This window comes from Acuticoccus sp. I52.16.1, assembly GCF_022865125.1.
Classification (GTDB): Bacteria; Pseudomonadota; Alphaproteobacteria; order Rhizobiales; family Amorphaceae; genus Acuticoccus.
Window position 1 is genome coordinate 4,004,556 of sequence record NZ_CP094828.1, and the last position, 18,740, is coordinate 4,023,295.

General features: G+C 70.7%; 13 protein-coding genes and 1 other RNA gene. 10 read left to right on the plus strand and 4 right to left on the minus strand.

Annotated elements, in window-relative coordinates:
- Positions 1-19 precede the first annotated feature (19 nt).
- Both MRB58_RS18045 and MRB58_RS18050 read left to right on the plus strand, forming a co-directional pair.
- Positions 20-4,873, plus strand: coding sequence for an NAD-glutamate dehydrogenase (locus MRB58_RS18045; RefSeq protein ID WP_244778481.1), 4,854 nt, complete (start codon positions 20-22; stop codon positions 4,871-4,873).
- A 353-nt stretch (positions 4,874-5,226) separates the two neighbouring features.
- Positions 5,227-6,336, plus strand: coding sequence for a site-specific DNA-methyltransferase (locus MRB58_RS18050; RefSeq protein ID WP_244778482.1), 1,110 nt, complete (start codon positions 5,227-5,229; stop codon positions 6,334-6,336).
- A gap of 70 nt (positions 6,337-6,406) precedes the next feature.
- On the opposite strand, the gene smc is transcribed toward MRB58_RS18050, so the two are convergent.
- The 3 genes from smc to MRB58_RS18065 all read right to left on the minus strand — a co-directional run bounded on the left by smc (position 6,407) and on the right by MRB58_RS18065 (position 11,419).
- Complete coding sequence (gene smc, locus MRB58_RS18055) at positions 6,407-10,048, minus strand: chromosome segregation protein SMC (RefSeq protein ID WP_244778483.1); 3,642 nt, start codon at positions 10,046-10,048, stop codon at positions 6,407-6,409.
- 182 nt (positions 10,049-10,230) lie between these two features.
- Entirely contained in the window at positions 10,231-10,860 is a 630-nt protein-coding gene (locus tag MRB58_RS18060; RefSeq protein WP_244778484.1) for a DsbA family protein, read from the minus strand.
- Between the two features lie 28 nt (positions 10,861-10,888).
- Positions 10,889-11,419: a DUF721 domain-containing protein gene (locus MRB58_RS18065; RefSeq protein ID WP_244778485.1), complete on the minus strand. Its 531-nt coding sequence runs from the start codon at positions 11,417-11,419 to the stop codon at positions 10,889-10,891.
- A gap of 600 nt (positions 11,420-12,019) precedes the next feature.
- On the opposite strand from MRB58_RS18065, the gene MRB58_RS18070 reads away from it, so the two are divergent.
- The 6 genes from MRB58_RS18070 (at position 12,020) to gap (ending at position 16,323) form a co-directional block, all read left to right on the plus strand.
- The gene (locus tag MRB58_RS18070) at positions 12,020-13,069 is read left to right on the plus strand and encodes an A/G-specific adenine glycosylase (RefSeq protein WP_244778486.1); all 1,050 of its coding nucleotides are present in this window, start codon (positions 12,020-12,022) and stop codon (positions 13,067-13,069) included.
- A gap of 156 nt (positions 13,070-13,225) precedes the next feature.
- On the plus strand, positions 13,226-13,924 hold the full coding sequence (locus tag MRB58_RS18075; protein WP_244778487.1) for a metal-dependent hydrolase: 699 nt from the start codon (positions 13,226-13,228) through the stop codon (positions 13,922-13,924).
- Positions 13,925-13,936: 12 nt separating this feature from the next.
- Positions 13,937-14,551: a LysE family translocator gene (locus MRB58_RS18080; RefSeq protein ID WP_244778488.1), complete on the plus strand. Its 615-nt coding sequence runs from the start codon at positions 13,937-13,939 to the stop codon at positions 14,549-14,551.
- Between the two features lie 73 nt (positions 14,552-14,624).
- The gene (locus tag MRB58_RS18085) at positions 14,625-14,843 is read left to right on the plus strand and encodes a hypothetical protein (RefSeq protein WP_244778489.1); all 219 of its coding nucleotides are present in this window, start codon (positions 14,625-14,627) and stop codon (positions 14,841-14,843) included.
- 135 nt (positions 14,844-14,978) lie between these two features.
- A non-coding RNA gene (ssrS, locus tag MRB58_RS18090) (6S RNA) lies at positions 14,979-15,136 on the plus strand.
- Positions 15,137-15,321: 185 nt separating this feature from the next.
- Positions 15,322-16,323 carry a type I glyceraldehyde-3-phosphate dehydrogenase gene (gap, locus tag MRB58_RS18095; RefSeq protein ID WP_244778490.1) on the plus strand — a complete coding sequence of 334 codons (1,002 nt, stop codon included), beginning with the start codon at positions 15,322-15,324 and terminating at the stop codon, positions 16,321-16,323.
- Positions 16,324-16,380: 57 nt separating this feature from the next.
- Here gap and MRB58_RS18100 read toward each other — a convergent pair whose 3' ends face one another.
- Positions 16,381-16,650 carry a hypothetical protein gene (locus MRB58_RS18100; protein ID WP_244778491.1) on the minus strand — a complete coding sequence of 90 codons (270 nt, stop codon included), beginning with the start codon at positions 16,648-16,650 and terminating at the stop codon, positions 16,381-16,383.
- A 411-nt stretch (positions 16,651-17,061) separates the two neighbouring features.
- On the opposite strand from MRB58_RS18100, the gene MRB58_RS18105 reads away from it, so the two are divergent.
- A complete protein-coding gene (locus MRB58_RS18105; protein WP_244778492.1) occupies positions 17,062-18,042 on the plus strand; it encodes a hypothetical protein in 981 nt (326 codons plus the stop codon).
- Between the two features lie 122 nt (positions 18,043-18,164).
- Positions 18,165-18,737, plus strand: coding sequence for an N-acetyltransferase (locus MRB58_RS18110; protein ID WP_244778493.1), 573 nt, complete (start codon positions 18,165-18,167; stop codon positions 18,735-18,737).
- Positions 18,738-18,740 lie beyond the last annotated feature (3 nt).

The following is an 18,740-nucleotide window of genomic DNA, read 5'->3' on the forward strand; positions in this document are numbered from 1 at the left end:
CCGGGTGGGAGGAGCGAGCATGCTTGAAGACGAAGAAGAGACCAAGGACGGCAAGCTCAGCGCGCTCGCCGAAACGGTCCGGGAAGAGGGCGGCGACGTCGGCTTCGCCACGTTCTCGGAGCTTCTGTTCCGTCACGCGGCGGCGGAGGACCTGGCGAAATACGATGTCGAGGGGTTGATGCGGGTGGCGCAGACCGCCTGGGACGCGTTGCAGACGCGAACCCTCGGACAGCCGCAGATCCGCGTGCTGGCGCCCGAAGCGGTCGCCGTCACCGAGGAGGACACACACCACTCGATCTCCATCATCGAGGCCATCAACGACGACAAGTCGTTCCTGTTCGGCTCGCTGAAGAACGAGCTGCACGCGCAGAACCTCGAGCTGCATCTCGTCGTCCACCCCATCCTGGCGGTCGAGCGCAACGCCACCGGTACGCTGATCGGCTTCCACGGCGAGGCGCGTCCGGGCGACGGCTACGCGCACGAGAGCTTCGTCCACATCCATGTCGAGCCGTTGGACGACGCCGACCATCGCGAGGCGCTGCGTCAGTCGCTGCTGGCGGTGGTGAAGGACGTCGACCAGTCGGTCAGCGACTGGCCGAAGATGCGCGCGGTCCTGCGCGAGGCGGTCGAGCGCTACCGTCATCAGCCGCCGCCGGTCGACCGCGAGGTGCTGTCGGAGGCGATCGCCTTCCTCGAGCGGGTCGAGCGCAACGACTTCATCCTCACCGGCATGCGCGAGTACATCCTCGACGGTTCGCCCGACGACGGCGAATTGGTCGCCGCGCCCGGCGGCGGCCTCGGCATCCTGCGCGACCCGGAGATCAAGGTGCTGCGCCGCGGCACCGAACTGGTCACGCTGACGCCGGAGGTGCGCGAGTTCCTCAAGAGCCCCGAGCCGGTCTTCATCGCCAAGGCCAACGTGAAGAGCCGCGTGCACCGCGTCACGCAGCTCGATTATATCGGCGTCAAGCGCTACGAGGACGGGCAGCTGAAGGGCGAGCTGCGCATCGTCGGCCTCTTCACCTCCGAGGCCTACACGCAATCGGTGTTCGACATCCCGATGCTGCGGCGCAAGGCCAACAACGCCCTGCGCACTCTCGGCTTCGACCCGGAGAGCCACTCCGGTAACGCCCTGCGCCACATCCTCGAGACCTACCCGCGCGACGAGCTGTTCCAGATCGGCGAGGACCTGCTCGCCCGGTATCTCCTCGTCATCCTTCAACTCTCCGAGCGGCCGCGGGTGCGGGTGCTGCCGCGGATCGACCCGTTCGACCGTTTCGTGTCGCTCCTGATCTACGTCCCGCGCGACCGCTTCACCACCCAGGTGCGCGAGCGGATCGAGGCGATGATGGCCGAGGCCTACGACGGACACGTCTCGGCGCGCTACCTATCGATGCCGGAGGGCGTGCTCAACCGGTTGCATCTCATCATCGGCCGGCGCGAGCGGCAGACCCCGCGGCCCGACACGCGCGAGCTGGAAGACCGTATCGCGGCGATGATCCGCACCTGGTCCGACGAACTGCTGCGCGCCGCCGCGGCCGCACCGAAGCTGGGGCTCGACCGGTTCAAGATCGGCGCCTGGTCGGAGTCCTTCTCCGAATCCTACCGCGCCACCTACACCGCCGAGCGCGCGGTGCGCGACATCACCATCCTGGAGCGTATCGGCGACGAGACGCCCACCGCCATCCTCTTCTTCCGGCGCGATCCGTCCGAGGGCAAGGACCGCTGCTCGCTGAAGATCTACCACAAGGACGCGCCCATCCTCCTGTCGGCCCGCGTGCCGATCCTCGAGAACATGGGCTTCATCGTCGTCAACGAGCGCACCTTCCGGGTGAGCGTGCCGAATTCGCCCGATGGCATCTACATCCACGACATGACGCTGGCGGTGGCGAGCGGGGCCGAGATCGACGTCGCCGCCTACGCCGAGAAGCTGCAGGCGCTGTTCATCGCGGTGTGGGAGGGGGCGGCCGAGAGCGACGGCTACAACGCACTCCTCCTCAACGCGGGGCTCGGCTGGCGCGACATCGCGGTCCTGCGGGCCATTTCGCGCTACCTGCGTCAGGTGGGCATCGCCTACGGCCAGGACCTGATGGCGCAGACGCTCAACAAGTACCCGGACCTGGCGCTGTCGTTGATCCAGCTCTTCAATGCCCGCTTCGATCCGGCCGAGGACGACGCGACCCGCCACGAGGCCGAGCAGGCGATCGCCAGCGGCATCGAGGAGCTGTGCAACGACATCGAGAGCCTGGCGGACGACACGATCGTCCACCGGTTCGAGAACTTCATCCAGGCGATGGTGCGCACCAACCTGTTCCAGCACGAAGCGGACGGCGAGCTGGCGCGCACGTTCGCGTTCAAGCTGGACCCGCACAAGGTCAACGGCATGCCCCGCCCGGCCCCGTTCCGGGAGATCTGGGTCTACTCGCCGCGGGTCGAGGGGGTGCACCTGCGCTTCGGCGCGGTGGCGCGCGGGGGCCTGCGCTGGTCCGACCGGCCGCAGGACTTCCGCACCGAGGTCTTGGGCCTCGTCAAGGCGCAGCAGGTGAAGAACGCCGTCATCGTGCCGGTCGGCGCCAAGGGCGGTTTCTTCCCCAAGCGCCTGCCGGACCGCTCCCAGCGTGACGCGTGGTTCGAGGAGGGGCGCGAATCCTACAAGGTCTTCGTCGACACCCTGCTCGACATCACCGACGACCTCGACGGCGACACGGTGATCCCGCCCAAGGAGGTGGTGCGCCACGATCCGGACGACCCCTACCTGGTGGTCGCCGCCGACAAGGGCACGGCCACCTTCTCCGACACCGCCAACGCCATCAGCATGGAGCACGGCTTCTGGCTGGACGACGCCTTCGCGTCCGGCGGCAGCCAGGGCTACGACCACAAGGTCATGGGCATCACCGCCCGCGGCGCGTGGGAAGCGGTCAAGCGCCACTTCCGCGAAATGAACCACGACATCCAGACGAGACCCTTCACCGCGGTCGGCGTGGGTGACATGTCGGGCGACGTCTTCGGCAACGGGATGCTGCTGTCGAAGGCGACGAAGCTGATCGCCGCGTTCGACCACCGCGACATCTTCATCGACCCCAACCCGGACCCCGAGGCGTCCTGGGCCGAGCGCAAGCGGATGTTCGAGCTGCCGCGCTCGTCCTGGCAGGACTACGACCGCACGCTCCTGTCGCAGGGCGGCGGGATCTACTCGCGCACCGCCAAGTCGATCGATCTGTCGCCCGAGGCGCGGGTCGCGCTCGACATCGGCCGCGGTCCGCTGACCCCGCAGGACGTCATGCGCGCGATCCTGATGGCGCCGGCGGACCTGTTGTGGTTCGGCGGCATCGGCACCTACGTGCGCGCCGAAAGCGAAGGCAACCATGAGATCGGCGACCGCGCCAACGACCTGATCCGCGTCACCGCCGACGACCTGCGCGTCAAGGTGGTGGGCGAGGGGGCCAACCTCGGCGTCAGCCACAAGGGTCGTATCGCCTTCGCGATGAACGGCGGACGCATCAACTCCGACGCGATCGACAATTCGGCCGGCGTGAACACGTCCGACGTCGAGGTCAACATCAAGATCGCGCTGGCCGACGCGATGCGCCGCGGCAAACTCACCCGCGAAGACCGTAACGTGGTGCTGGTGGAGATGACCGAAGAGGTCGGCGAGCTGGTGTTGCGCAACAACTACCTGCAGACACTGGCGATCTCGCTGTCCAAGCGGCAGAACACCCAGAACGCGGGCCTGCAACGGCGCCTGATGGAGGTGCTGGAGCCCCGCGGCCTCGACCGCGAGATCGAGGATCTGCCGTCCAACGCGGCGCTGGACGACCGCGTCGCCGGCGGCGAGGGGCTGACCCGGCCCGAGATCGGCGTCCTGCTCGCCTACTCCAAGATCATCCTGTTCGATGACATCCTGCAGTCGGACGTGCCGGACGACGCCTACCTCTCCCAGGAGCTGGAGCGCTACTTCCCCAGGCAGATGCGGGAGCGGTTCGACGAAGAGGTCCACGCCCACCGGCTGCGGCGCGAGATCATCTCGACGATGCTCGCCAACTCGATGATCAACCGCGGCGGGCCCACCTTCATCGTGCGCATCGGCGATCAGACCGGCGCGCCGGTGTCCGAGATCGCGCGGGGCTTCGCGGCCGCGCGCGATTCCTTCGGGCTCCCGGCGCTCTACCGCCTGGTCGACCACCTCGACAACAAGCTCGACGGTGAGATCCAGCTCAAGCTCTACGCCACGATCCGCGAGCTGCTGATCGACGCGACCATCTGGTTCGTGCGCAACGAGACGTTCGCGGGCGGGCTCCAGTCGGTCGTCGACCGCTTCCAGAGCGGGATCGACGAGCTGCGCGACGCGTTCGAGGCGATCCTGCCGGAGGAGGACGCGCACGAGCTGGAGCAGCAGATGGCGGTGCTGACCGCGGACGGCGTCCCGGACGAGCTGGCGCAGCCCTTCACGCGCCTGCCGCTGGCAGCCGCCGCGCTCGACGTCGTGGTCGTCGCCTCGGCCTGCGGGGTGACGATCCCGGAGGCCGGTGCGGTCTTCTTCGCTCTCAACGACCGCTTCCGCATCCGCAACCTCGACGAGACCGCCCGCACGATCGACATCGGCGACTACTACGACGGCCTCGCGCTCGACCGTGCCCGCCGCACCCTCGCGGACGCACACCGCAACCTGGCGATGGAGGTGCTGCGCACCACCACCGGTACCGACGGCGCCGCGCGGGTGGACGCCTGGATCGAATCGCGAGGCGCTACCGTGGCGCGCACGCAGCGCTCCATCAACGACATCGTCGCCGGAGGGCGGGTGTCGATCTCGCGCCTGGCAGTCGCCTCGGGCCTGCTGGGCGACTTGCCTCTGAGTACGGCTCACGCGGCCTGAGCCCTGCACCCGGCGCGATTCGCGCCGGCCCGTTGCGACACTGGGCGCGATTCGCGCCGACCTGTTGCGAGACTGGGCGCGATTCGCGCCCGGCAGCTGGCGACACCGCGGCGCGCCCGCCACGACGCACCGCACGATGCGGCCCTTCGGGGCCGCATTTTTTTTGCCTTTCGACGGGGCGGGAACGGCCGGAGGCAAAGACCGCAGGAATGCTGGGCGATCCGGCTAACTCCCTGGCGAAGCGCCACAATCCCTAACTAAGGTTAACTGAAACAACCGAAGAGGCTTAACCAGACCTTCACGGATTCTGCTTAGATGATGATACGCGATTTGCGTGAGGGTATTGCGTCGCAATGAGCGAACATCGGGCCGAGGCGCTGCATGCGTCTCGGCCGCCCCTTCTTGATACGGTTTTGGTGGGCGACGCCCTCGAGGCGCTCGGCCGGCTCGCGCCCGCGTCGGTCGACGTGGCGTTCGCCGATCCGCCCTACAACCTCCAGCTCTCGGACGCGCTCTACCGGCCGAACCAGACGAAGGTCGACGGCGTGTCGGCCGAGTGGGATCGGTTCGCCGACTTCGCCGCCTACGACGCGTTCACGCGCGAGTGGCTGGCGCTGGTGCGCCGGGCGCTGAAGCCGAACGGCACCGTCTGGGTCATCGGCAGCTATCACAACATCTACCGCGTCGGCACCGCGATCCAGGACGCCGGGTTCTGGATCCTCAACGACGTGGTGTGGGTGAAGACCAACCCGATGCCGAATTTCCGCGGCCGGCGCTTCACCAATGCGCACGAGACGCTGCTCTGGGCGGTCGCCGACGCCAGCCGCACCGACTACACCTTCAATTACAAGTCCCTGAAGGCGTTCAACGACGACATCCAGATGCGCTCGGACTGGACGCTGCCGATCTGCATCGGCCCGGAGCGGCTGCGCGGCGACGACGGCGCCAAGGCGCACCCGACCCAGAAGCCCGAGGCGCTGCTGAGCCGCATCCTGCTGGCCTCGTCCAAGCCGGGCGACGTGGTGCTCGACCCATTCTTCGGCACCGGTACCACCGGGGCTGTGGCACGCCGTCTCGGCCGCCACTTCATCGGCATCGAGCAGGACCCGGCCTACGCCAGGCTCGCCGAGGCGCGCATCGCCAAGGTGGTGCCGCACCACGACCTCGACCAGGTCGGCGCGGAGGGGCGCCCCAAACGCATCCCCTTCGGCCTTCTGGTGGAGGCGGGCCGCGTGTCTCCGGGGGACGAGCTGGTCGGAGGGCGCAACGGCCCCCGCGCCCGGGTCCGCGTCGACGGCTCGATCCGCTCGGGCGAATACGAGGGCTCGATCCACAAGGTGGGCGCCGCGGTGCGCAACCTGTCGAGCTGCAACGGCTGGACCTACTGGCATGTGGAAGCGGGCGCGGGTCTCGTCCCACTCGACGTCCTGCGGACCGAGTTGCGCCGCGAGTTGCGCCTCTAGCGTTCCGGACCGCAGCCGAGACGCCGGCCGCGCCAGGAGTACCCGGCGCGGACCGGCGGTCGGGGCCGGTTCAGGCGGTTTCCCGCAGCTCCTCCGCCGCTTCCAGCGAGACCGAGACGAGCTGGCTGACGCCCTTCTCCACCATCGTCACACCGTAGAGGCGGTGCATGCGCGCCATCGTGATCGGATTGTGCGTGATGGTGATGAAGCGCGTCTCGGTGGCGCCGGCCATCTCGTCGAGGAGGTTGCAGAAGCGCTCGACGTTGGCGTCGTCGAGCGGCGCGTCGATCTCGTCGAGGACGCAGATGGGCGCCGGGTTGGTGAGGAACACCGCGAAGATGAGGGCGGTGGCGGTGAGCGTCTGCTCGCCGCCGGAGAGCAGCGAGAGGACTTGCGGCTTCTTGCCGGGCGGGCGGGCGACGATGTCGAGCCCGGCGTCGAGCGGGTCCTCGGCCTCGGTGAGGATCAGCTCGGCCTCGCCGCCATTGAACAGGCGCTTGAAGAGGCGCTGGAACTCCGAGTTGACCTGGCCGAACGAGGCCAGGAGCCGCTCGCGCGCTTCGCGGTTCAGCTCGCGGATGCCCACGCGCAAGGTCTCGATGGCGGCGACGATGTCGTCCCGCTCGGCCAGCATCGCGCACTGCCGCGTCTCGATCTCGTTCAGCTCGTCCTCGGCGCACAGGTTGACGCCGCCGAGCCGCTCGCGCTCGGACTTGAGCCGGTCGAGGCGATGCTCGGACGCGGCGCGGTCCGGCAGATCCGAGGTGGCGTCGAGGCCGGCGAGGCGCATGGCGCCCGCGGGAGCGACGTCGAGTGCCTCGGTGAGCGCGGCTTCGACCTCGGCCAGTCGCTCGCGGGCGGCGGCGGTGCGCTCCTCGGCGCGGATCGCGGCCTCGCGGGCGCTGGAGAGCGCGGCGAGGGCCTCGCGCGCGGCCTGGGTGGCGCCGCGCTGACGGGCCTCCCCGGCGGCGCGCGCGTCGCGGGCGGCGGTGTCGGCGGTTTCGGCGGCCTTGGCCGTGCGGGCGAGGCGGTGACGCTCTTCCTGGGTGTCGGACGGGGCGTCGGCCAGCGCCTCGCGCTGCTCGCTGATCTCTTCCAGCCGCTCGACCAGCTCGGCGCGGTGCGTGTCGGCGCCGTCGAGCCGGGCGCGCCATTCGGCGAGCTCGCCGGCGAGGCGTTCCAGGCGTTTGGTGCGACCGTAGCTGGCGCGGCGCTCGGCGTCGACGGCGTTGGCGGCCTCGGTGGCGCGGCGGCGGGCGTCCTGGGCGGCGGCCTTGGCCTGGTCGCGGGCGTCGGTCTCCCGGGTGCCGTCGGACGCGGCATCGCGCGCGGCTTCGGCCTCGGCGAGGGTCTCGGCCGCGTTGGCGGCGGTGGTGCGGGCGGCGTCCAGCGTGGCGGCGATGCGGCCCTCGGCGGCTTCGGCCTCCTTGGCGGCGGCGTCGGCGGCGGCGAGGCGCTCCTTGGCGGCCGTCACGCCCTTGCGCGCGCTCGCCAGTCCGCCACGCGCGGTCGACAGCGTGCTGCGGGCGGCGGAGAGCGCCTGCCGCGCGGCGGCGACGCGTTGGCGCGCGGCGGCGAGCGTCTCGCGCGCGGCCTTGTCGGCATCGGCGGCGGCGGCGACGCCGTCCTGCGCCTCGGCGATCGCGGCCTCGGCCTCCTCGCGGCGCGGCTTCAGCGCCTCGATCTCGCGGTGCAGCTCGGCGAGGCGGTTCTTCTGGGCGAGCCGTTCGGCCGCGGCGCTCGGGGCACCGGCGGCGCGGGCGTAGCCGTCCCAGCGCCACAGGGCCCCCTCGCGCGTCACCAGCCGCTGGCCGGGTGCCAGGGTGGCCAGCAGCGCGCCGTCCACCAACAGGCGGTCCTCCACGAGGCCGACCTGCGCCAGGCGGCGCGCCAGAGCCGGTGGAGCGGTGACGTGCGGGCCGAGCGGGGTCGCACCGGCGGGGAGGGCGGGGTCGGCGCCGGCAGGGGCGGTGCCGCCGGGCGGCACGGCCGACCAGCGCGCCGGGGCGGTGTCGCTGACCGGGGCCTCCAGGTCGTCGCCCAGCGCGGCGGCGAAGGCGACCTCGTACCCCGGCTCGACGGTGCAATCGTCGAGCACGGCGTCCTCGGCGCGGCCGAGGGAGGCGGTGAGCCGGTCGAGCGCCTTGGCTTCGGTCTCCAGGCCCGAGACCTCGGAGGCGACGGCGGCGAGGGCCTCGCGGGCGGCGGCCTCGGCAGCGCGGGCGGGGGCGAGAGCGGCCTCGCTCGCGGCGACCAGGTCGGCGGCCTCGGCCTCCGCGCCCCGGCTGTCGGCCTCGGTCTCCTGCGCCTCGGCCTCGGCCTCGGCCGCTTCGGCCTCGCGGGCGGCGGCCTCGGCCTCGGCCTCCTCGGCGAGGGCGACGGCGGCGGCGGCCTCGTCGCGGCGGCGCATGGCCTCGTGGCCGGCCGCGCGGGCAAGCTCGGCCTCGGTGCGGCGCACAGCCTCTGCGGCCTTTTCCACCTCGCCCTCGGCGCGGGCGACGGCCTGGTCCAGCGCGGCGCGGGCGGCAAGCGCGGTCGCGGCCAGTTCGGTGGCGTCGACGGAGCGGGCGTCGGCGTCCTCGGCGGCCGCGGCGGCCTCCTCGGCGACGCTTTCGCGCTCGCAGATGCGCTCTTCGGCACCGGCGTCGGCGCGGGTGAGGTCGGCCTCTTCGGCCTCCAGGCGCTTCACCGCGGCGGCGGCGTCGCCTTTGGTCTGATCCTGGCGGGCGAGGTCGGCGGCCAGCGCCTCGGCCTGGCGCTTCAGCGAGGCCATCTTGTCGGTGATCTCGCGGTCGCGTGCGTCGAGGGCGGCGAGCGAAGCGGCGAGGGTCTGCCGCTCGGCCGCGGCGGCCGCCTCCGCGTCGCGCAGGGCGGGGAGGGCGTGCTCGGCGGCCGCCTCCTCGATGGCGGTGCGTTCCTGATGCGCGGCGGCCTGCGCCTGCGCGGTGGCCGTCGTCTCCAGCGCCGCCTCGCCCTCACGCACGGCGGCCCGCGCCTCCACCCAGCGCAGGTGATGGACCGTCGCCTCCAGCGTGCGGATCTCCTCGGAGATCTTGCGGTAGCGCGCGGCCTGCTTGGCCTGCCGGCGCAGCGTCTCCACCTGCCGCTCCACCTCGCCGGCGACATCCTCGACGCGCGCCAGGTTGGCTTCGGCCGCGTTGAGCTTCAGCGACGCCTCGTGTTTGCGCGCTCTGAGGCCCGAGATGCCGGCCGCCTCCTCTAGGATGTTGCGCCGGTCGGTCGGCTTGGCGGCGATCAGCTCGGCCACCTGCCCCTGGCGCACCATGGAGGGCGAGCGCGACCCGGTCGCCGCGTCCGCGAACAGGAGCTGCACGTCGCGCGCGCGCACCAGCTTGCCGTTGACGCGGTAGTCCGACCCGACGCCGCGGTTGATGCGGCGGGTGACTTCCAGATGGTCGGCGTTGTTGATTTCGGCGGGGGCGGTGCGGGCGGTATTGTCGAGGAAGAGCGTCACCTCGGCGGTGTCGCGCGTCGGCCGGCGGCCGGAACCGGCGAAGATGACGTCGTCCATCGACGAGCCGCGCACCGACTTGTAGGACGCCTCGCCCATCACCCAGCGCAGCGCCTCGACGAGGTTGGACTTGCCGCAGCCGTTGGGGCCGACGACCCCCGTGAGGCCCGGCTCGATCAACACATCCGTCGGTTCGACGAACGATTTGAACCCGATAAGACGCAGACGGTCGAACTTCATCACACCCGGCTTCTTCAGGGGGGCGCCCTGTCAAGACGCGTCTGTGAAGCCTGCTTGATGAAGGGTTAACAAGACCTTGCCGGGGTTCTCCCCGGCTGAGGCGCAGCGGACCGGCGGCGGCGCAAATCCTTGTGGGACAACAGGATCCGCGCGCCTGCCGGATGGTTTACAGCACGGCCGAATCAGCCGCCGACTTTGGGGTCGAGCACTTCCCGCAGGCCCTCGATGGAGCGGGCACCCTCGTACTTCTCGCCGTCGATGTAGAGGGTCGGGGTGCCGGTGACGCCTTCGGCCTCGCCGCGCGCGCGGTTGGCGTAGATGCCCTCCTGGACGGCGCGGTCGTTGATGCATTCGCCGAACTCGTCGCGCGAGAAGCCGGCCTGTTGGGCGAGCGCGAACATCTTGCCGACCGGGTCGTCGTTGGTGGCCCAGACCTGCTGATTCTCGAAGTAGAGGTCGACGATGTCGTAGTACTTGTCGCTCTTGCAGCGAGCGAGGACGGCGACGGCGAGGGCCAGGCGGTCCAGCGGGAACTCGCGCAGGACGAACTTCACCTTGCCGGTGTCGATATATTCCGACTTCAGCTCCTTGAAGGGGCCGTTGTGGAACGCGGCGCAGTGCGGGCAGGTCATCGAGGCGTACTCGACGATGGTCACCGGAGCGTCCTCGCTGCCCATGACGATATCGGCGAGCGGTTCGGCGGGGGTGGCGTCCGCGCTCGCGGCACTGTCCTGGGCGAACGCGGGCAGGAACGACGTCGCGGCGAACGGCAGGGCCAGGCTCATCGCGGCGAAGTGGCGTCGGGTGATCATAGTCGAATCCCTTGTGGTCTCGTCCCCCTTATGTGGCCTTTCGGCCGCGGGTTAAACCGCGGGCCTCCACACTCGCCCCCAACCGCGACAATGCGGCCTTCAATTGTGGGTGTTCGACGGATTGCAGCGAGGCGGCGATCGCCTCGGCGCGGGCCTCGTCGCGCGGGGCGGGGAGGGGGGGCACGGGCGCGAGGTAGGCGCACCGGCTCTGGGCACGGCCGCGGACCTGGGTGACGCGCAACCGCGCGATCGCCGGCCAGCCGATGAGCACGTTCACCCGCTCGACCACCTGCGGCGCGACGTGCTGGAGCGCGATGGCGGCGGCCGCGTCGGCCCGCACGATGAGCGTGGCGCCGGACGACTGGTTGTCGATACTCGATCCCTTCGGCCACAGGATGCGCTCGATCGCGGCGGACCGGGCGAAGCGCTCGCCGAACACGTCCGCGGGGTCGAGCATCAAGGCGGCGGAGGCGATCCCGCGGCGCCGGCACGCGGGCGTGACCAGGGAGCCGATCAGCTCGGCCAGGGGCTTGGCGGGGGTGTTGCGCCGGATGGACATGCCATCGCAATGCCGTGATTTGCCTTGCCGTGCAATGAACGAATGGCGCGATGCGGCGCTGCAGCGAAGAGCGGGGATTCGGGGCTCTGCGGTGATCGGGGGCCTTGCCAACGGGGCGGCCTCGTGGTGCCGATTCCGTCCATGGACAAGCCGCCTCGAAATCGCCGATCGAAGACAGTGCCCCACGGGGGCGACGCGCGCCGCGCCGCACGTCGGCTGGCGGCGCGCAGCCCCAAGACGGGACGCGCGAAGACGCGAGCCGCCGCGGCGGACCCGGCGGCCGCGGCCGTCCCGCCCGGCGCCCCCGGAGTGCCAGGCGCGGACCCGAGCGGAGCCGACGACGGCGCCCCAGCGGAGCCGCCCGCCGGTCCTCTCCCGTCCGCCGGGCTCCTCCCGCCCGGCGCGCTCCCGCCCGGCGCGTTGGCGGAGGGCGGCGCTCTTCTTGCTGTGACCGGGTCGCCGGCGCGCCGGCCGCCGCAGCGGATGCGGGCCGCGCCGAGCGCCAGTGTCGTCGCCGCGCCCGAGCCTCTCGCACCGTGTGCCGGCGCGCTCGCTCCTGCCGATCGCGCCGCCCGGCGCGGCGCCCGTGCCGCGGCGCCGGTGGCGACACTCGGCGGGCCGGGGCGGGAGGCCGGCGCGGCGCTGCTGGCCTGGTACGATCGGCATCGGCGCAGGCTGCCGTGGCGCGCCGCACCGGGCGAGCGGGCCGACCCGTACCGCGTGTGGCTCTCGGAGATCATGTTGCAGCAGACCACGGTCGCGGCGGTCAAATCCTACTACGCGGTGTTCCTGACCCGTTGGCCGACCGTCGCCGACCTCGCGGCCGCCGAAGACGGCGCGGTCATGGCCGCGTGGGCGGGCCTCGGCTACTACGCCCGCGCGCGCAATCTGCTGGCCTGCGCCCGCGTCGTCGCGGGCGGCGCCTTCCCGGCGACCCGCGAGAGCCTGCGCGCGCTGCCGGGCGTCGGCGACTATACCTCTGCCGCGATCGCCGCGATCGCCTTCGGCGAGCCCGTTCCCGTGGTCGACGGCAACGTCGAGCGGGTCGTGTCCCGCCTGACGCGGCTCGACCGTCCGCCCAAGACGGCCAAGCGTGCGGTGGAGGACGCCGTCGCAGCGATGCTGCCGGCCGATCGCCCCGGCGATTTCGCGCAGGCGATGATGGACCTCGGCGCCACCATCTGCACCCCGCGCTCGCCCGCCTGCGCCCTCTGCCCGTTGCGCCCGGTCTGTGCCGCCGCCGCCCACGGCGACATGCAGGACTACCCGGTGAAGGCACCCAAGCGCGCCCGCTCGGTGTGGCACGGCGTGGCGTTCGTGCCGGTGCGCCCGGACGGAACGGTCCTCCTGCGCCGCCGCCCGGCGCGCGGACTGCTGGGGGGCATGGCGGAGGTGTTCGGATCGGCCTGGGGGGCGACGCCGCAGGAGCCGCTGGCGCATGCCCCGTTCGCCGCCGACTGGACGCCTGCCGGCAGCATCGCCCACGGCTTCACCCACGCCGAGCTGACGGTCGACGTCTACCGGGCGCAGGCAGAGGCCGATGCGCCGGCACCGGCGGGAGCCTGGTGGGCCCTGCCCGCCGACGCCGGCCTTCCCACGGTGATGAAGAAGATCGTCACCCGCGCACTGGCGATGCACGACCCCGCGTGACGCGCACCCTGTCCACCGGAGTGCGGGAAGGCGGGCGCGGGTCGAGGGACCAGGGACCGGCGGTCTGGGGCCGGCGTCCGCTTAGGCCCCTAGGCATCGGCGATGGACGTGCTAGGTCCTCCTGCAAATCATCGCGCAAGCGCTATGGAGGATCCCATGCAGCTCACCTGGTACGGGCATGCCACCTTCCGCCTCGACATCGGCGGCCAGTCCATCCTGATCGACCCGTTCCTCTCCGGCAATCCGAAGTGGGGCAAGGGCTGGGAAGGCCCGGCCGAGGGCGTCGGCCACATCCTTCTGACCCACGGCCACGGCGACCACATCGGCGATACCGTCGCCATCGCGAAGGCGACCGGCGCGACGGTCACCTCCACGTTCGAGGTCTGCAACTTCGTCGCCTCGCAGGGGGTGGAGAGGGTCAACCCGGGCAACCACGGCGGCACGCTGAACCTGGGCGAGGCGTCGGCCACCTTCGTCAACGCGTTCCACTCGTCGGGCATGGACGTCGACGGGAGCACGGTCTACCTCGGCAACCCGGTCGGCTACATCATCGCCGCGCCGGGCGAGAAGACCGTCTACCTGATGGGCGACACCGGCATCTTCGGCGACATGGGCCTCTACAACGAGATCTGGGGGCCGAAGGTGGGCATCGTGCCGATCGGCGACCGCTACACCATGGGCGGCAAGCTGGCCGCGCTGGCCTGCACCAAGTTCTTCGACTTCGACACGGTGATTCCCTGCCACTACGGCACCTTCCCCGTGCTCGACCAGTCGCCCGACACCTTCCTCGCCGCGATGGGCGCCAAGTCCGGCATCGTCACCGTGCCGGACATCGGCAGCCCGATCACGCTGTAGGAGGGAGCGGCCGTGCTGGATCTCTCGGTGCTGGCGACCTTCGCGGTCGCCTCGGCCGCGCTGGCGGTCGTCCCCGGGCCGACGGTGACGCTCATCGTCGCCAACTCGTTGCGGCGCGGGCCGATGGCGGGGCTCGCCAACGTGCTCGGCACGCAGCTCGGCGTCGCGACGATGATGCTCGTGCTGATGGCCGGGCTCGACGCCATCGTCGCGCTGATCGGCGAGGCCTTCGTGGTGCTGAAGCTCCTCGGCGCGGCCTACCTGGTGTGGCTTGGGATCAAGCACCTGCGCTCGGACGGGCGGCTGGAGCGGATGGAGGGCGATGCGCGCTCCATGGCCGGCTACGCGGTCCAGGGGTTCTTCGTCATCTGGTCCAATCCCAAGGCGCTGCTCTTCTTCGGCGCCTTCATCCCGCAGTTCGTCGACCGCACGGAGCCGGTTTGGCTGCAGATCGCGGTGCTGGGCGGTATCTTCATGCTCGTGGCGAGCGTGTTCGATTCGATCTACGCGCTGCTGGCCGGCCGTGCCGGGGCGGTGTTGACGCGCCCGCGCGTGCGGTTCGTGGAGCGGGTCGCGGGCGGTCTCATGGTGGCGGGCGGGACGGCGCTCGCGTTCGCCCGGCGGTGAGCGTCGCCTTTCGCGGGGCTTGCGCAATGCAGTTTTAGATTGCATATCTCCGGATGTAGAATCATCTGACCTCATGTGGGTGACGCGGATGTGGTGCGAAGGGGACGACAGCAGCCTGGAGAGCCGGCTTCTGTTCGCCAACCTCAGGGTGGCGCTGGACCTGCACGTATGGGGCGATCCGCTGCTTCCGGCGGAAGCCGGCATCGCGGTCGCGCCGCCGCCCGGCGACGCCGAGCGGGTGGGCGAGCCCCGGCCGGATCATGGCCCGCAGACCCGGAACGCGACGGCCTGACACACCGCGCGCCCCGCCGCGTACGCTCGCGGCCCGCGCCAGGCTCGCCTGCGGCTCGACGTAGCGGTTGGAAATGCGGCGGGCGTGCGAATCTCCCTTCCCCGTCCGTCCTCTCAGGACTATATTGACAGTCAGGCGAGGCTGCGCGGTTCGTTAGGACAATTGCATCCCCGGGGCCTTATCGATCCTAAAGGGAGCTGTCCCTGTTTCGGCCCGTGGGCTGGAGCAAAACGGCGCCCACCTACTTTGTAGGTCCCGGGATCGAACCGTCCGACGGCCGATGTGGCTTCGCCCCCCAATTCCCTCCCGCCGTACGCCTTGTCGACGCGCCGCCTCATCGCGGCCGGGGCCGTCGGCGCGCGGCCTCGTGCCGCCCCCTCATTTGACGGTTCCGTCAATCCAATGCGCGCCTACCTTGCCCTTGCGGCACGGATGACGCACATGCCGTGCCAACGAATATCTCTCTGGAGGGCACGGCATGACCGTCAAAGTGGCAATCAACGGGTTCGGGCGGATCGGACGCAACGTGTTACGCGCGATCGTCGAAAACGATCGTACGGACATCGAGGTTGTGGCCATCAACGATCTCGGTCCGGTCGAGACCAACGCCCACCTCCTGCGCTACGATTCGGTCCACGGCCGCTTCCCCGGCACCGTCACCGTGAAGGGCGACAGCATCGACCTCGGCCGCGGCCCCATCCGCGTCACCGCCGAGCGCGACCCGAAGGCGCTGCCCTGGTCCGACGTCGACGTCGCGATGGAGTGCACGGGCATCTTCACCGCGCGCGAGAAGGCGGCGCTGCACCTGGAGAACGGCTCCAAGCGCGTGCTCGTCTCGGCGCCGGCGACGGGCGCGGACAAGACCATCGTCTTCGGCGTGAACGACGGGGCGCTGACCAAGGACGACCTCGTCGTCTCCAACGCCTCGTGCACGACGAACTGCCTGGCGCCGGTCGCCTACGTCCTCAACAAGGCGTTCGGCATCAAGCGCGGCTTCATGACGACGATCCACTCCTACACCGGCGACCAGCCCACGCTGGACACGATGCACAAGGATCTCTACCGGGCGCGTGCCGCGGCGATGAACCAGATCCCGACCTCGACCGGCGCCGCCAAGGCCGTGGGCCTCGTGCTGCCGGAGCTGAACGGCAAGCTGGACGGCGTGTCGATCCGGGTGCCGACGCCGAACGTGTCGGTCGTCGACCTCACGTTCGAGACCGCGCGCGACGTGACCGCCGACGAGATCAACGACGCCATCCGCGCCGCGGCGACGGGCGAGCTGAAGGGCATCCTCGGCTATACCGACGACAAGCTGGTCTCGATGGACTTCAACCACGACCCGCATTCGTCGATCTTCGCGACGCCGGAGACGAAGGTGATGGACGGCAACTTCTGCCGGATCCTCACCTGGTACGACAACGAGTGGGGCTTCTCCAACCGCATGTCGGACACCGCGATCGCGCTGGCGAAGTTCATCTGACCAAGGGGGCGCGTCATCCGTGGCGCGCCCTTCGCCCTTCGCCCTGGCGCTGGGGCCTCAGGCGAGGAAGTCGCCGGTGTCGGAGGCGTAGCCGAAATCGGCGAGGTTGCATTGGCCGTCATAGGCCATGTCGGTGAAGTCGGCCGGCGGCGTCGTATCGCCGGCATCGGAAAAGAAGTAGGCCGCCTCCGCGCTCGTGAACGCGTCGAGGACCGGGCCGATCGGTGTGGGTGCCGGGTCCGGGGCCTCGCCCTGCGGGGCCTGCACCGCACTCCGGGGCAGGATGATCAACTCCACGCGACGGTTCTGCGCCGTTTCCTCCGACATCTCGCTCTCCTGTCTCCTGTCTCCGCGATCCCGGTCTGGGGCCGCGGCTCTGCGCATAGGTGGCCGCACGGCGCGCCGGGCGGTGTGTCGGCGGGCACACGGGGCGGGCCGGCGTGTCCCGCCGCCTCGGTGCTCCCGCCCCACCCGGTAAGATCATCGCGCCTGATGTTGCAGCAATCGTGAAGCTTGCGCGAGGCTGATCGGTGCGGTCCACCGTCGAACGGTGGGGATTGGCGGCGGATGGCGCGCGGATATAGTATTAAGTTCGGGTCTCGGATCGGATTAGGAGGCGAGTACACCCAAAGAATATCTCCCCATTCGTCTTAACTGGAAATATCTGGCGAGATGGCACCCGGGATCTGCGGAGTGCGTTGTGATCGTCGTGTGCCAGTTGCCGATGGGAGGGAGAGAATGGACTTGCTCAACGCGTCGCCCGGAACGACCTCGTCGCTTCAGGGGGTCCGTACGATCCGTGCGGGCCTCGCGGTCGAGGCGCGCAAGCTGTCGGCCGCGTCCGACGTGGCGGGGCTCCCGGTGGAGGCTGCACTGAACGTGCGCACCTACAGCCGCGCCGTTCCCACCACGACGGCGACCCTCCTGCAAGGTCTGCAGACCCGCGCCGCCGAGCTCGGTGACGCCGCCGCCTTCGTGAAGCTCCAGGACTATGCCGAGCACCTCAGCCTCGTGTCGTCCCTGGGCGACATCAGCCGCGCCCAGCATGACGGGGTGCTGCGGCTGCTGGGCAGCGCCGGACCCTCGGCCCTGCAACAGAGCACCTTTCCCAGCCTGCTGAGGCCGACCCCGGTCGTCTGGAACGACACCGTGGCCGGCGCCGGGGGCAGCTACGGCGACCCTGACATGGTGTCCGACACCGACTCGGACACCGACACCGACACCGTCACGGATCCCGAGCCCGTGATCCCCACGCCGGATCCAGAGCCGGAGCCCACGCCGCACTTCATGGGCTACGTGCTGGGGGCGCAGGTCACGTCGGGCAGCAACTTCATGACCGCCGAAGACAAGTCGATCGACTTCGTCAGCGGTCCGATCATGATCGAGTACATCGACGACGACGGGGTGCTGAACGGCGACGACGCCGTCAACGAGCGGTCCGACGACGCGACGCAGTTCGTCGTCATCGACGGCACGCAGTACACCGCGGCGATCGACTATCTCATCGAGGACAGCGGCACCGGCGCGGTCTTCGCCGTGATCGACTACGACATCAACGGCGACGGGATCTTCGACGACGCCGAGAACAACACGCAGGACGGCAAGATCCTGGTGCAGCTCTCCGGGCCGGTGCCGACGGACGGTTCCAACCTCGTCATGAGCGCCACCCAGGCCGGCGGCATCGACACCGCCTACGCCGACCTGCCGCAGTCGAGCTGACGGGCGTTCCGCGGCGGCGCGGGCGCTGTGCCGGCCAGCACAGCGTCCGCCCGCGGCGGTGCCGATCTCGTGGCTCCGGCCGCGCGGACCCACCGTGCGGCCACGCATCGGGAGCCGCCATCATGCACCTCCATCCGCCCTTCCGCCTCGCCACCGCGGCCGACGGCCCCGTCCTCGCGCGGTTCATCATGTGGGCCGGGGAGGGGCTGCCGATGCTGATCTGGCAGGATCTGGCCGGCCCCGGTGGCGACCCCTGGGCGATCGGCGCCGCGCGCATGGCCGCGAAGGCCGAGGCGGGCGAGGTCGTCGTCGCCGACAGGGCGGGCGCCGCCGTCGCCGGGCTGATCGGCTACCCGATCCACCGCGCCGAGGCGGCCGAGGGGATCCCGCCGCGCTTCGTGCCGTTGCAGGAGCTGGAGAACCTCGCGGTCGGCTCCTGGTACATCAACGTGCTCGCCACGGTGCCGGAGGCGCGCGGCCAAGGGTGGGGCGGCCGGCTGATCGCCCTGGCCGAGGCAATCGCCGCAGACGCCGGCCACGACGCCTCGACGATCATCGTCTCGGACGCCAACCACGGCGCGCGCCGGCTCTACGAGCGCTGCGGCTACCGCGAGGTGGCGCGCCGGCGGGCGGTGAAGGAAGGGTGGGAAAATCCGGTGACGGACTGGGTGCTGCTGCGCAAACGCCTTACCTGACGA